The organism is Rhizobium sp. SG_E_25_P2, assembly GCF_029892285.1.
Lineage (GTDB): Bacteria > Pseudomonadota > Alphaproteobacteria > Rhizobiales > Rhizobiaceae > Rhizobium_E.
This window is the reverse complement of the sequence record NZ_JARXVM010000011.1, coordinates 135,652-150,456: the sequence shown is the minus strand read 5'-3', so window position 1 is coordinate 150,456 and position 14,805 is coordinate 135,652. Positions and strand designations below refer to the sequence as shown.

General features: G+C 62.6%; 11 protein-coding genes. 5 read left to right on the top strand and 6 right to left on the bottom strand.

Going from position 1 to position 14,805, the window contains the following annotated elements; translation table 11 throughout:
• Positions 1–156 precede the first annotated feature (156 nt).
• Positions 157–2,253, bottom strand: coding sequence for a S9 family peptidase (locus M2360_RS16355; RefSeq protein ID WP_280776327.1), 2,097 nt, complete (start codon positions 2,251–2,253; stop codon positions 157–159).
• A 113-nt stretch (positions 2,254–2,366) separates the two neighbouring features.
• Between M2360_RS16355 and M2360_RS16350 the strand changes: the two genes are divergently transcribed.
• Positions 2,367–3,185 (top strand): polysaccharide deacetylase family protein, encoded by an 819-nt coding sequence (locus M2360_RS16350; protein ID WP_280776326.1) that lies wholly within the window; start codon positions 2,367–2,369, stop codon positions 3,183–3,185.
• 52 nt (positions 3,186–3,237) lie between these two features.
• Here the strand turns inward: M2360_RS16350 and M2360_RS16345 are convergent, their stop codons facing one another.
• The 3 genes from M2360_RS16345 to M2360_RS16335 all read right to left on the bottom strand — a co-directional run bounded on the left by M2360_RS16345 (position 3,238) and on the right by M2360_RS16335 (position 5,758).
• The gene (locus M2360_RS16345; protein WP_280776325.1) at positions 3,238–3,651 is read right to left on the bottom strand and encodes a hypothetical protein; all 414 of its coding nucleotides are present in this window, start codon (positions 3,649–3,651) and stop codon (positions 3,238–3,240) included.
• Positions 3,652–3,690: 39 nt separating this feature from the next.
• Entirely contained in the window at positions 3,691–3,984 is a 294-nt protein-coding gene (locus tag M2360_RS16340; RefSeq protein WP_280776324.1) for an HdeA/HdeB family chaperone, read from the bottom strand.
• Between the two features lie 337 nt (positions 3,985–4,321).
• A complete protein-coding gene (locus M2360_RS16335; RefSeq protein WP_280776323.1) occupies positions 4,322–5,758 on the bottom strand; it encodes a methyl-accepting chemotaxis protein in 1,437 nt (478 codons plus the stop codon).
• Positions 5,759–5,966: 208 nt separating this feature from the next.
• Between M2360_RS16335 and M2360_RS16330 the strand changes: the two genes are divergently transcribed.
• Complete coding sequence (locus tag M2360_RS16330; protein ID WP_280776322.1) at positions 5,967–6,197, top strand: hypothetical protein; 231 nt, start codon at positions 5,967–5,969, stop codon at positions 6,195–6,197.
• A 25-nt stretch (positions 6,198–6,222) separates the two neighbouring features.
• On the opposite strand, the gene M2360_RS16325 is transcribed toward M2360_RS16330, so the two are convergent.
• Both M2360_RS16325 and add read right to left on the bottom strand, forming a co-directional pair.
• Positions 6,223–8,898 (bottom strand): UvrD-helicase domain-containing protein, encoded by a 2,676-nt coding sequence (locus M2360_RS16325; RefSeq protein ID WP_280776321.1) that lies wholly within the window; start codon positions 8,896–8,898, stop codon positions 6,223–6,225.
• Between the two features lie 54 nt (positions 8,899–8,952).
• A complete protein-coding gene (gene add, locus M2360_RS16320) occupies positions 8,953–10,002 on the bottom strand; it encodes an adenosine deaminase (RefSeq protein ID WP_280776320.1) in 1,050 nt (349 codons plus the stop codon).
• A gap of 207 nt (positions 10,003–10,209) precedes the next feature.
• Here add and M2360_RS16315 point away from each other — a divergent pair, with 207 nt between their 5' ends.
• The 3 genes from M2360_RS16315 to M2360_RS16305 are packed head-to-tail and all read left to right on the top strand — an operon-like array spanning position 10,210 to position 14,762.
• Positions 10,210–11,385: an efflux RND transporter periplasmic adaptor subunit gene (locus tag M2360_RS16315; RefSeq protein WP_280776319.1), complete on the top strand. Its 1,176-nt coding sequence runs from the start codon at positions 10,210–10,212 to the stop codon at positions 11,383–11,385.
• The gene (locus tag M2360_RS16310; protein WP_280776318.1) at positions 11,382–14,519 is read left to right on the top strand and encodes an efflux RND transporter permease subunit; all 3,138 of its coding nucleotides are present in this window, start codon (positions 11,382–11,384) and stop codon (positions 14,517–14,519) included. The genes M2360_RS16315 and M2360_RS16310 overlap by 4 nt, the downstream gene beginning before the upstream one ends.
• Positions 14,520–14,531: 12 nt before the next feature.
• Positions 14,532–14,762 carry a ribbon-helix-helix domain-containing protein gene (locus M2360_RS16305; protein ID WP_280776317.1) on the top strand — a complete coding sequence of 77 codons (231 nt, stop codon included), beginning with the start codon at positions 14,532–14,534 and terminating at the stop codon, positions 14,760–14,762.
• The last annotated feature ends 43 nt before the right edge of the window (positions 14,763–14,805 follow it).

The following is a 14,805-nucleotide window of genomic DNA, read 5'->3' as shown; positions in this document are numbered from 1 at the left end:
TTGCTTATTGTATAACTATACAACCTGAGTCTTTAGATCCAGTTAATGCTTATAATTATATAAAAACCACTGCCCTTCAGGACGCATGTCCGTGACATAGAAAAGCGGGCCGCCGCCGGCCCGCTGCATGATTGAGAGGTTCCAGGATCAGCGCGTTCAGGCCTTGCCGATGACCTTCAGCGCGAAGGCGTATTCATAGGCGACTTCTTCCAGCCGCTGGAAACGGCCTGACGCTCCGCCATGGCCGGCGCCCATATTGGTTTTCAGCAGAACCGGGTTCTTGGAGGTGGTGTGCTCGCGCAGCTTCGCCACCCATTTGGTCGGCTCCCAATAGGTCACGCGCGGATCGGTCAGGCCCGACAGCGCCAGGATCGGCGGATAGGCCTTTGCTCCGACATTGTCATAGGGCGAATAGGAGGCGATGTAGTCATATTCCTCCTTGCTGTCGATCGGGTTGCCCCATTCCGGCCATTCCGGCGGCGTCAGCGGCAGCGTGTCGTCGAGCATGGTGTTGAGCACATCAACGAAGGGCACAGCGGCGATGACGCCCGCAAACATTTCCGGAGCCATATTGGCGATGGCGCCCATCAGCATGCCGCCGGCGGAGCCGCCTTCGGCGACGATGCGGTCGAACGAGGTGTATTGCTGGCGCACGAGATAATCGGCCGCGGCGATGAAATCGGAGAAGGTGTTCTTCTTGTTCTCCATCTTGCCGTTTTCATACCAGGCGAAGCCCTTGTCCTTGCCGCCGCGCACATGTGCGATGGCGTAGATGAAGCCGCGGTTGACCAGCGACAGGCAGTTGGTGTTGAACGAGGCCGGGATGGAGATGCCATAGGCGCCATAGCCATAGAGCAGGCAGGGCGCGCCGCCATCAAGCTTGGTGTTCTTGCGATAGAGCAGCGTAACCGGCACCTTCTCGCCATCTGCAGTCGGCGCGAAGACGCGGCGGGTGACATAGTCGTCGATCTTATGGCCCGATGGCACTTCCTGCGTCTTGAGCAGCACGCGCTCGCGGGTCTTCATGTTGTAGTCGAACAGCTGCGACGGCGTGGTCATCGACGAATAGGAGAAGCGGATCCAGTCCGTGTCATATTCCATCGCGCCGATCAGGCCGAGGGAGTAGGCTTCCTCGGCAAAGGCGATCGAGTGATCCTCGCCGCTTGCGCGGTCGCGGATCATGATGCGCGGCAGGCCCTCATGCCGCTCCATCCAGACGATATGGCCCTTATAGGCCTCGACCGACAGGATCAGCGTGCCGGAGCGGTGCGCGACGACTTCGGTCCAGTTGTCCTTGCCCGGCGCATTCACCGGCGCCTGCATGATCTTGAAATCCTTGGCGTCGCCGTCATTGGTGAGGATGTAGAAGACGTCGCCGCCTTCGCTCATCGAATATTCGACGCCCTCGACCCGCTCGGCCACCAGCATGGGCTCGGCGGTGAGATCTTTCGTCGAGAGCAGCCGGTATTCCGAGGTTTCGTGGTCGTGGATGTCGACGAAGACGAAGTCGTTGAGCATGGAGCCGCCGACGCCCATGAAGAAGCCGGGATCGCTTTCCTCATAGACCAGCCGGTCAGACGTCTGCGGCTGGCCGAGAATGTGGTGAAAGACTTTGGACGGGCGGTGGTTCTCATCCAGCAGCGTATAGAAGAAGCTCTTGCCATCAGGGGCCCAGACGCCGCCGCCGCCAGTGTTCTCGATCAGATCGGCAAGATCCTTGCCGGTCTTGAAGTCGCGGATCTTCAGGGTGAAATATTCCGAGCCCTTATCGTCAAAGCCCCAGATGCCCTTGTCATGGCCCGGCGCGTGATCGAGACCGGCGAAGCGGCAATAGGCCTTGCCTTCGGCTTCGCGGTCGCCGTTGAGCAGGATTTCCTTCAGCCCGTCCTTGTCGCGCTTGGTGCGGAAATAATGGGCGTGCTCGCCGCCCTTCACATAAAGCGTGCCATAGGCGAAAGGGCCGTCCTTCATCGGCACGGAGGAATCATCCTCCTTGATGCGGGCCTTCATTTCGTCGAACAGTTTCTTGCGCAGATCGACCGTATCGGACATCGCGGCGTCCTGATAGGCGTTTTCCGCCTCAAGATAGGCGCGGATCTCGGCGTCGATAATCGAGGTGTCCTTGAACATCGCCTGCCAATTGTCCGCCCTGAGCCAGGCGTAATCATCCGTCCGCGTCACTCCGTGTCTGGTGTCGGTCACGGGCTTCTTGGCGGCTCTGGGCGGTTCCGGCAGATTTTTGAAGGCGGGCAAGGCACACTCTCTTTTTGAATTAACCGATTGTTTGAATCGTTCGCGTCAGAGATAAAGCCGCGCGCCCCCGACTTCAAGCGCGGGACCGCCGGCCAGACTGTTGACGAAGAGGAATGCATGACATGGCGATTTCGACGGCGCGCGGCCTGCTGGCGCTTTCGCTGATTATGGCCCAGCCCGTTTTGGCAGAAACGCCGGAGACGCCGACGATGCCGGCAAAACCGCTTTCGACGATGGCCGCCAAGGCAAACAAGGCCCCAGGCCCGCATCTTCTCGAACCGAAGCTGGTGATGGCCAGGATCCAGGGCGAGGGTCTGGCGGTGGCGCTGACTTTCGACGCCTGCATGGGCGCGACCGACGCCCGCATTCTCGACATGCTGATCGCCAATGAGATTCCTGCGACGATCTTCGTCACCGCCCGTTGGCTGAAGCGCAATCCCGAACCTTTCTCCCGCATGCTGGCGCATCCCGACCTGTTCGAGATCGAGAACCATGGCGAAAACCACGTGCCGGCGGTCGACAGGCCTGTGAAGATCTATGGCATCGCCGCCGCGGGCTCCCCCGAAGCCGTGGCGCGCGAGGTCGAGGCGGGCGCCGAGGCGATTGTGAAAGCGACCGGCAAGCGGCCGACCTGGTTTCGCGGCGCGACCGCCAAATACACCAGGACATCCATCCAGCAAATCCAGGCAATGGGCTTCGAGATCGCCGGCTATTCGGTCAATGGCGATGGCGGCTCATTGCTCGGCGCATCGGTGACCGCCAAACATTTCGCCTCGGCCCGCGACGGCGACGTGATCATCGCCCATATCAATCAGCCGAGCCATGCGGCGGGCGATGGCGTGGTCAAGGGCGTGCTGTCGTTGAAGGCGAGGGGATATCGCTTCCTGAAACTGTCGGAGCGGCGCGAGACGCTGACGGCGAAAGGCTTGTGATCTCACCGCCGGGAAGCCGCCAGCAGAGCCAAGTCCGCCAGCGGCTCAGCGATCAGAAATCGCAGAAACCGGCGTCGATGCCGATGCCGTCATCCCAGAGAATGCGGGCCTGGCAGCTTTCAGTGTCGCGAGGAATGATCGGCCCGAAGCATTCTGTGCGGTCTTCCGACGCATAGAGCTCCACCATCCACTGATGTCCGACATAGGTGTCGTAGCTCGCGGTTTCACCGGGCTGCACCAGACCATAGTCCTTCAGGAAGCCATCGAAATCGATCCAGAACACCCGGAACGCATAGGACGTTTCATTGTGGAAATTGATGCCCGTCGACACATCCGAGGCAGGCGAGGGGTCATGAGCCTCCTCGCATGCCGCCGCCAGCGCCGCTGTCGCGCCGAATGGCGCAACGCTGACGAGGCTGGACGCCGTCAGCGCCACGACTGCCGCCGCTTTGGAAAAAAAGCTCATGTTTCACCTGTCATGTGGTTGACGTTGTCTTGACCGGAGTTATTCGCCGACCACCGTCTTCAGAGCGGTCATGAGCCCAATATCGGGATTTGCGGCGCAAGCTTCGGAGAGTTTGGCGGCCACAGCGGTGATGGCGTCGAAGTCCACCCGCGTGTCACCCGCCTTGCCGCCGTAATAGCCATGCATCCAGAACATCACCAAACCGGCTTCGTCTTCGGACCATTCGGCGGTGTCTGAACATTTCAGCGTCGACATGTCCAAAATTTCTGCATGCGACTGAGTTGCGCACAGCATAAGAACGCTGAAGCCGAGAGTTGCGATAGTATTCTTCACTGGCGGTTTCCCCTCATTTGATGTGGGGAAAATACAAATATATTTTAAAAAACGTCAATAGGGACAGTTGGATAAAAAATAATTTAGTTTTGCAACTCGACGGTGTTGTCGGTTGATCTTCTATTTCTGGAAATATTGCATCTGTTTAATTGTAACAAACTTGAAAGATGTGTGTTTTCCGGGAGAGTTGATGGGACGTGATGTTTGCCGCTGTGAATGACTTTCTGATGCGAATAATTTTCGGAATTTGATTGCGGTGGACGGCGGGCGGTTGACGGGTCTGTTCTATCCCTGTCGGACGTTCACAACGCCGCCGGATTCATCGCGGCTTGGAAGCCTACACTTTCACGCCGATGCGTAAGCCGCCCCAGTGCCGGCCGTTGACGAAGATGGGGGCGGAGATATCCTTCATCATCACGAAATTACCGCCGCCCATGTCGCGGCGATAGGTCTGGACGATAAACGGCTTCGTAGAGCGCCCCGCCGCCAGCCCGACGCGATCATTGAACATGCGCCGGTTGCGGCAATTGGCGGCGTTCCAGACCGGATCGCCCGGCCGCTGCGGATGCGAATATTGCTTGTTGTGTGTGGGCAGGTAGCCGTTCTCGTCAACGGCGCAGCACAGCGCCACGCGGTTCGAACTTTGCAACACCGGTTCCTGCAGAGGCGGCAGCACCTGGTCGGTGAAATCGAGATAGCTGGTGAGGAATTGTTGCGGATCGGCGCCGGGCGCCGGGCGATAATTGCGGTCAAACAGCGTGTCCAGCCGGATGCGGCCGCTATTCACCGCGTCTTCGAAGGTCTGGCCGATGCGTTGGGCCAGGTCCATCGCCGTCTCGATCCAGGCGGCGTCCTCGGTTTCGACGCCGGAGGCGGCGAGATGCTGGATGACGCGCTCCGATAGCGCCACCAGGCTCGCGCCGCGTTCGGCGGCGTTCTGCAAGACCGTTCCGGAGGAGATAATGTCGCGAGACACATCCGTGAGATCGCCGACGAACTGGCTGCAACGGCTGTCGATCTCGGCGGTGATGCCGGTGACTTCGGCCGACGAATCGAGAATGCCGAACATGGTGGTCTCCAACGCGTCGAAGCGGTCCTTGACTGCGCCGGAACTGGTTTGCACATCGACGGCGTTCTGCATGGCCTGGGCGCCGGCCTCGCCGAGCGACACGATCTTGACCTTGAGCCCGTTCAGCGTCTGCTGGATCGAGGCGGTGGTCTGGGCGGTCTGCATGGCGAGGGCGCGAACTTCGGCCGCGACCACGGCGAAGCCCTTGCCGGCGTCGCCCGCCCGCGCCGCCTCGATGGCGGCGTTGAGCGCGAGCAGATTGGTCTGGCGGGCGATCTGGGCGATGTCGCCGGCGAATTTGTCGACATCGGTCAGCGCGCCGGAGAAGGTGGAGATCTCGCGGCTCATCATGCCGGTGCGGTCGGCGAGAGAACGGATGTCCTTGATCGAACGCGAGAGATCCTGCCCCGAAGCGGTGAGCGAGGCGCGCGCGTCAGCCGCCGCCTGATCGGTGCGCCCCAGCGCCGCCGCCGCATTGCGCGTCGCCCCCGCGATCCATTCCGCCGATCCGACCACGGTTTGGAACACACCCTGGTGCCGGCGCGAAACGTCGGCCACATCCTGAATGGCGCCGGTGACATCGACGATGTCGACGCTGAGCAGTGACGCCTCGCGGGAGAGATCGGCGATGACCCGCCTCAGCGCCGCCGCGTCCGCCTCTGCGGGCTCCTCGTCATTCTCAGCATGCCTGGCGGCGTGATGCATGGCGAACCTCCTCAACCTCTTGGGGAGGGAAGTGTAAACAGGTTTGGTTAATCAAGACTAAAATTAGTAATTGATAAAGAGCAAGCAGGGCGCCGCTCGTGGGCAATCAAAGCCTGTGGGCGCGTCGCTCTTGACGCCAAGCGATTTCACAACGATAGGGTCACCTCAATCGAGCGCGTCGCGCGCCACCCGGAACAGGAGACCATCCATGAGCAACCCGACCGTCGAAGCCGCCATCAACAGCATCTACGACTCGCTGCGCGCCGACAACGAAGATCTCGACCTGCGCATCGCAGCGCTCAAGGCGGCGCTCACGGAGGCCGGCCTCAAGGAAGCGGTGTTCGATCCGTCGAAACTCGTGCAGAACAACCGCTCCGGCCGCAAGCTGATGCAGGCCTATTTTCGCCAGCGCGGCGTGACGGTGACGTTTTCGGCCTAAGCAGACAAAGGGGGCTTTAGCCCCCTCACGCCTTGTCCACAAATCCGTCCAGCACCCGCTTCTGCCCCGCCCGGTCAAATTCGATCGTCAGCTTGTTGCCTTCGATGGCCGCGACATTGCCGTTGCCGAATTTGATGTGGAAGACGCGGTCGCCGATGGCGAATTTCGACGGTTCGTCGATTTTGGATTTGGCGACCAGTTCGCCCTGGATGACGCGGCCTGTGGGGCCGGCTTCGCCGTAACCGACGCGCTCCACTGATACGCCGGAGCGGTTGCCCCAGTTGCTGCGGGTCGCCTCGGTCTTGTTGGCCTGGGCGCGCTGCCAGCCGGGGGAGGAATAGGACGAGGCGAACGGCTCCTGCTTGTCGAAGCGCGACTGGCCATAGGGATTGCCCCGGCCATAGCCGCCATAGCTCTGCTCGGCTTCGGCCACTTCGACATGGTCGGGCGGCAGTTCATCCAGGAAGCGCGAGGGAATGGTCGATTGCCAGAGGCCGTGAATGCGGCGGTTGGAGACGAACCAGATATGCAGCCGCTTCTTGGCGCGGGTCAGGCCGACATAAGCGAGCCGGCGCTCTTCCTCGAGCCCATTGCGGCCGCCTTCGTCCAGCGCGCGCTGATGCGGAAACAGGCCTTCCTCCCAGCCGGGCAGGAAAACGGTGTCGAATTCCAGCCCCTTGGCGGAATGCAGCGTCATGATCGAGACGGCGTCCATCTGCTCGTTCTGCTCGGCGTCCATGACCAGCGAGACATGTTCGAGGAAGCCGCGCATGCTTTCGAAGGCGTCCATCGAGCGGATGAGTTCCTTCAGGTTTTCGAGACGCCCCGGCGCTTCGGCCGATTTGTCGTTTTTCCACATGTCGGTGTAGCCGCTCTCCTCGAGAATTTGCTCGGCGAGTTCGGTATGCGCCATGGTCTCCAGCAGCTTCTGCCAGCGCTGGAAATTGGCCACGACATCAAACAGCGCCTTGCGGGCCTTCGGCTTGAACTCCTCGGTCTCGACGATGTCGGCGGCGGCGGCCAGCATGGGAATATTGCGGGCGCGGGCATAGTCATGGAGATTGCGCACGGTGGTGTCGCCCAACCCTCGCTTGGGTGTGTTGATGATGCGCTCGAAAGCGAGATCATCGGCGGGCTGGCAGACCAGGCGGAAATAGGCCATGGCGTCGCGGATTTCCATGCGCTCATAGAAGCGCGGGCCGCCGATGACGCGGTAGTTCAGCCCCAATGTCACGAAGCGATCTTCGAATTCGCGCATCTGGAACGAAGCGCGCACGAGGATGGCCATGTTGTTGAGGAGATGCTTGACGCCGTCGGCGCCGTCGCCGCGCTGCAGGCGCTCTATCTCCTCGCCGATGGCGCGGGCTTCTTCCTCCGAATCCCAGGCGGCGTGCACCTGCACCTTCTCGTCCTCGGGGTCCTGACGCTCGGTGAACAGCGTCTTGCCGAGCCGGCCCTCATTATGGGCGATCAGATGGCCTGACGCGCCGAGAATATGGGCGGTGGAGCGGTAGTTGCGCTCCAGCCGGATCACGGCGGCGCCGGGGAAATCCTTCTCGAAACGCAGGATATTGTCGACATCGGCGCCGCGCCAGCCATAGATCGCCTGATCGTCGTCGCCGACGCAGCAGATATTGACGGAGGCGTGTGATGAAGACCCCTCCCCAACCCTCCCCACAGGGGGGAGGGAGTCTGGCTGCGGCGCGTCGCCGGGAAATTCGTCCCCATCCACGACATCTGTGTCCGAGGTTGCGCCGAGACGGGCGCTACGGGCTCCAAGCCCCGCCCCCTTGTGGGGAGGGGTTGGGGAGGGGCTCTTTCTCCCTGGCCGCTGCGCCAGCAGCCGCAGCCACATATATTGCGCCGAATTGGTGTCCTGATATTCGTCGACGAGGATATAGCGGAAACGGCCCTGGTAATCGGCGAGAATGTCGGGATTGGTCTTGAGGATGCGGATCGGATGCATCAGCAGATCGCCGAAATCGCAGGCGTTCAGGCTGAGCAACCGGTTCTGATAGGCGGTGTAAAGCGCGCGGCCCTTGCCGTTTGCGAAAGCGCGGGAATCGCCCTCCGGGATCTGGCTGGGATCGAGACCCTTGTTCTTCCAGCCGTCGATCATCAGGGCGAATTGCCGGGCCGGCCAGCGCTTGTCGTCCAGGCCTTCTGCCTGGATCAGCTGCTTGATCAGCCGGAGCACGTCATCGGTGTCGAGAATGGTGAAATCGGAGCGCAGCGAGACGATCTCGGCATGGCGGCGCAGGAATTTGACGCCGATCGAGTGGAAGGTGCCGAGCCAGGGCATGCCCTCGACCGCTTCGCCGGCGAGGTGGGTGATGCGCTCGCGCATTTCCCGCGCCGCCTTGTTGGTGAAGGTCACCGCAAGGATCTGGCTGGGATAGGCCCGGCCGGTGGCGAGGATATGGGCGATACGGGTGGTGAGCACCCGCGTCTTGCCGGTGCCGGCGCCGGCGAGCACCAGAACCGGTCCGTCCAGCGTTTCCACGGCGCGCAACTGTTCGGGGTTCAACCCGTCAAGATAAGAGGGCCGGGCCACCGCGCCGTTGCGGGCGGCCAGCGCCCGGGCGGCGATGCCGCTGCCGCCACTGCGCTCCGGCGCAGGCTCGCGATTGGTCTTCGGGCGCGCGGACGGAGCGTCCGGCTCCTCGTCAAAGAAGGGAATGTCGTCGAAACCACTGGTCATGCCGCCTAATGTAGTGATTCGGCTGCCGATGGCCAGCGACAGTTTCCGCTTTGTTCATGCCAAACGGGAGGGGATTGGCTGAAATTCCGCGATCAGCGCGTCGATTTCCGCAGCCCAGGCGGTGGCCAGCGTCCGTTTTTCGCCGTCGTCGAGCCAACTGCCCTCGATGCCGTCGAGAATGGAGCGGCGCAGCATGTCGGGCGAAAAGCCCAGGAGATCATGCGCCTTGCGATATTCCTCGCCGAGATCGGTGGAAAACATCGGCGGGTCGTCGGAGTTGATCGTCACCTTGAGCCCGAAATCGGCCATGCGGCGAATGGGATGTTCGGCGTCCAGGACCGTCCAGGGCGAGGTGACAGCGGCGGTGGAAGGGCAGCAGGTGAAGAGGATGCCTTCATCCCGGCAGCGGCGCATGAGCGCCTCATCGGTCACCACATGATAGCCGTGATCAATCCGCCTGACGCCGAGCGCGTCGATTGAGCCGGCAATATGGGCGGCGGGACCGCTTTCGCCGGCATGCGCCGTGACCTTCAGCCCGGCCTTGCGGGCGCGGGCGAAGAGATCGGCATAGGGTTCGGGCGGAAAAGGCGCTTCGAGAAAATCGAGGCCGATGCCGATCAGCCGCTCCTCCTTGCGCGCCAGGATCATGTCGAGAAGTTCTTCTCCGGCTTTGGGGCCGAGTTCGCGATTGACGCCAGGGATGATGCGGCTGTCGACGCCGAAATCGGCCTTTGCGTCATCCATGCCGGCGATGACGCCATCGATCATCGTGTCGAACGTCACGCCATGGACGAAATGCACCTGCGGCGAAAAAAAGAATTCGACATAGCGCGCAGTGTTGGCCGCACAACTTTCCAGCATTTCATAGGTGATGCGCCTGAAGTCGTCCGCACTGAGCACGCTGTCGGAGACGGCGGTGTAGATGTCGAGGAACTCCTTGAGGTCATTATAGTGATAAAGATCCTCGACCCTGTCATGCGGCGGTAGCTTCACGTTGTTTTGATGGGCCAGATCCGCCGCCGTGCCCGGCCGGATCGAACCTTCCAGGTGAAGATGCATTTCCATCTTTGGCAGGCGGTGGAGAAATTCGTGGGCTGTCAACATGCGTATCCTGCTCGAAATCTGGGCTAAAATTCACCTTGCCTAAAAAATCTCCCATTGATGGACTTTGTCAAGCCGGGCCGATCCCGATCATTACAATTGCGTCATTTGCGGCGGGCGATCTTGTGGCGATGGACCGAATTGCGGATAAGCAGATCCGGGGAGTTTCGGAAGTCGTAAACACTACTCGGCGCAAGACTGGAGATATGAATGCGATACCTCGTCCAGATCCTCACCGGCCTCATTTTTTTCGTGGTGGGCGCGTTGATCCTGATGCATTTCATGCCGGGATCGGCGTCGCTTGCCCGCTCGATCGGCGTGCCCGATCCAGTGATCGCTCTGGTGGCGCGTGAGGAGCCGGATGCGCAGCCGGCCCAATCCAACAATCGCCGCCGCAATCAGGGACCGCTGGTCGTGGTGGTGGAGCCCGCCGGCGAGGGCCGGGTCAATGATCGGCTGAATGCGCTCGGCGATGGCGACGCCATTCGCTCGGTGGCGGTGACGCCGTTCGTGTCGGGCCAGATTGCCGAAGTGATGGTGAATGCCGGCGACCGCGTCAAACAGGGTCAGGTCGTCGCGAGGCTCGACGACGAGGTCGAGAAGATCGCGCTCGACCGCGCCAAGGTGGAACTCAAAAGCGCCGAGACGACGCTGACCCGCAACCGCGACCTCAAGAAGATCGTCTCAGGCGCCGATCTGCAGGTGGCGGAAGCGGGGGTGGAAACCGCGCGTCTCGCCGTCGCCGGCGCCGAACTCAATCTCGAACGGCGGCTGATACGCTCGCCGATCGACGGCGTCGCCGGCATCGTCAATATCACCCAGGGTGACTACGTCACCTCGGCCACGCAGATCGTGACCGTCGACGATCGCTCACGGCTTCTCGTCGATTTCTGGGCGCCCGAACGCTTTGCGGGCCTGATCGAGGAGGGGCAGGAAGTGTCCGCCCAGCCGATCGCCCGTCCCGGCAAGAGTTATACCGGCAAGATCGCGGCGATTGACAACCGTATCGATCCCGCTAGCCGCACCATCCATCTGCGCGCCGAGATCGCCAATGACGGCGATGAATTGCGGGCTGGGCAATCCTTCGAGGTGATGCTGGCGCTGGGCGGCGACCGTTGGCCGAGCGTTAACCCGCTGTCGGTGCAATGGGATAGCCAGGGTTCCTTCGTGTGGCGCGTTCGGGATCACAAGGTCGAGCGCGTGGCCGCCGCCGTGATCGAGCGCAATCCGGATCGCGTTCTGGTCGACGCCAAGCTCGCCGTCGGCGAGATGATCGTCACCGAGGGCCTGCAGCGGCTGCGCAACGGCGCCGAGGTTCAGATCTTCGGCGAAAAGAAAAAGGACGCCGACAAAGTGGCCGATGCGGCGCCGGCGGTGAAGCCATGAGCGGCGGCGCGCTGAAACAGGCCTTTTCGGCTGCTCTCTTCGTTCGGCGGCCGATCCTCGCGCTCGTCGTCAACGCGTTGATCGTGGTGGCGGGACTTGCAGCGCTGAGCGGTGTGGAAGTGCGTGAACTGCCCTCCGTCGACCAGCCCGTGATCACCGTGCGCACGGAACTCGATGGCGCTTCGCCCGAGACCATCGACCGCGAGGTCACCGACGTCATCGAAGGGGCGGTGGCGCGGGTGACGGGGCTGAAATCCGTGTCCTCCGTCTCCGCCTTCGGCTCCAGCCGCGTGACGCTCGAATTCTCCGACACCACCGATCTTGCCGCCGCTGCGGCTGACGTTCGCGACGCGCTCGGTCGCGTCAACGACACGCTGCCGGAAGATGTGACCGCTCCGCGCATCATCAAGGCGGATGCGGATTCCCAGCCGGTCATGCGGCTCGCGGTCACCTCGACCACCATGCGGCCCGAGGATCTCACCGTCTATATCGAAGACAAGATCGAGCCCAGGCTCGCTACCGTCGAAGGCGTCGCCGATCTGCAATATTACGGCGAACGCGAAAAGGCCTTCCGCATCGACATCAACCAGGCCAAGCTCGCCAGCCGTGGCCTGACCATTGCCGATATCCGCAATGCGCTGTCGACCGCCGCGCTCGACGTTCCGGCGGGCTCGATCGAAAGCGCCCAGACCGATATCGTCGTGCGCGCCACCTCCGACATCACCACGCCGGAGGCGTTCGAGCGACTGATCATCTCCGGACGAGTGCGGCTCGGCGATGTCGCGGATGTCTCGCTCGGAGCGGAAGAGGGGACATCCTCGCTGCGCTCCAACGGCGCGCCGGGCGTCGGTCTCGGCATCATCCGACAGGCGCAATCCAATACGCTCGACATTTCCCAGGGCATTCGCGCCGCCGTCGCCGAGATTTCCAAGACCTTGCCTGAGGGCATGACGATCCGTGTCACCTCCGACGACGCCAACTTCATTCGCGGCGCCATTCACGAAGTGGTGGTGTCGCTGGTGTTGGCTGTGGTCATCGTGGTGGCGGTGATCTATCTCTTCCTGCGCAGCCTGTCGGCGACGCTGATCCCGACCATCACCATGCCGGTGGCGCTGATCGGCACGCTGGCTGCGCTCTATCTCGCCGGCTTCTCCATCAATATCCTGACGCTGCTGGCCATCGTGCTCGCCACCGGCATGGTGGTGGACGACGCGATCGTCGTGCTCGAAAACATCGTGCGCTTCCGCGCCCAGGGCATGGGCCCGCGCGCCGCCGCCGTGCTCGGCACCCAGCAGGTGTTCTTCGCCGTGGTGGCGACGACGATCACGCTCGCCGCCGTCTTCGTGCCGCTCGCTTTTCTGCCCGGCCAGGCTGGCGGTCTATTCCGCGAATTCGGCTTCGCGCTCGCCATTGCCGTGATGCTGTCGGGCGTGGTGGCGTTGACGCTCTGCCCCATGTTGGCCTCACGCTTCATCGGCGCGCAGGATGTCGAGCATGGCGGCAGCGGCGGACTGATCGGCGCGTTCGGCCGCGGTTTCGCCTATGCCTATGAGAAATCATTGGCGGTGATGCTGGCCGCGCCCGGACCGGTGATCGCGCTGTCGCTGCTGTTTTCCTTCGCCGCCGCCGTGACCTTTTTCGCGCTGCCGCAGGAGCTAACCCCGCGCGAGGACCGCGCCACGGTGCTGGTGCGGGCGCAGACGCCGCAGGGATCGAGCCTTGCTTATACCGAGGAGCAACTGCGCCGGGTGCAGGCGGAATTGCAGCCCTTGGTCGATGCCGGCGAAGTCGTCAACATGTTCGTCATTTCGGGGCAGGGCGGCAACGCCAATTCCGGCTTCATGGTGCTGACGCTCGCGCCCTGGGAAAAGCGGGTGCGCAGTCAGGCCGAGATTTCCGACGACGTGCGCGCGGCGCTGCGGGTTGCGCCGGCGCTGCAGGCCAATATCATCCAGCCGAACAGTCTTGGCATTCGCGGCGCGGGCGGCGGCCTCAATTTCGCGCTGACCGGCAATGATTACGACGCGCTTTACGCTGCCGCGGCCAAAATGATCGACGCGCTGAACGCCACCGGCCGTTTTGAACTGGTGCGGTTGGACGCTGACCCTACTCAGGCGCAGATTTCGGTGAATATCGACCGTGAACGCGCCGCCGATATCGGCGTCGACATCAATGGACTCGCCTCGGCCCTGCAAGCGCTGCTCAGCGGCGACAGTATCGGCGACGTCTTTCTCGATGGCCGGCGCATTGGCCTGTTCCTGACGTCGTCGAGCAACCCGGTCAACGATCCGCAGGATCTCGAAAACATCTTCCTGAAAACATCGGACGGCAAGTTCGTGCCGCTGTCGACCGTCGCCACGCTGAGCGAGCGCTCGATCCCGCCGCAGCTCGCCCGCGAGAACCAGAGCCGGGCCGTGAGCATCACCGCGAGCCCCAAGGGCGATTTCGGCCTCGGCGACGCGCTGGCGCTGGCGGAGACGATCGCGGCGAAGACGCTGCCGGATGGCGTTACGCTTCTGCCGCTGTCCGAGGCGGCGACGCTCGGCGACAATTCCTCTGGCATGGCGATGGTGTTCGGTTTTGCGCTGGTGATCATCTTCCTGGTGCTGGCGGCGCAGTTCGAAAGCTTCCTGTCGGCGCTGATCATCATGGCGACCGTGCCGCTGGGGCTGGCCTGCGCGGTGTTCGCCATGGCGATCACCGGCCAGAGCATCAATATCTACAGCCAGATCGGCCTGGTGCTGCTGGTCGGCATCATGGCCAAGAACGGCATCCTGATCGTCGAATTCGCCAATCAGCTGCGCGACGAAGGCCAATCGGTGGGCGACGCGATCCGCAACGCCTGCCGCATCCGCCTGCGTCCGGTGATGATGACGATGATCGCCACCGTGCTCGGCGGCGTGCCGCTGACGCTCGCCGTGGGCGCGGGCGCGGAAGCCCGCGTGGCGCTCGGTTGGGTCATTGTCGGCGGTCTGGGGCTCGCCACGCTCGTCACGCTCTATATCACGCCCGTCGCCTATCTGCTGATTGCTGGCCTCACCAAGCCGCATGCGCATGAAGAGGAAAGGCTGGCGCGGGAAATGAGCGAGGCCGAAGTCCGCGACCTTGACGACATGCCGCTTGCGGCGGAGTGACCGGAGGCGTCTATGATCCGCAAATGTTCGGTGACGCTGAATGGCCACCGCACCTCCTTTTCGCTGGAGGAGGAGTTTCACGCGGAGCTTCGCGCCATCGCCGCCGAGCGCGGCCTGTCGCTGGCCAGCCTCATCGCCGATGTCGACGAGGGCCGCGAGGAGGGCGACAATCTCTCCTCGGCGCTTCGCGTCTATGTGTTGAGAGCGGTCAGGGCGCGCGCCGAAGAGGCGCCGGTCGGTTGACGCCCGATGAGCGATGGCTCCGTCCTTTAAGGCGGGGCGTCCG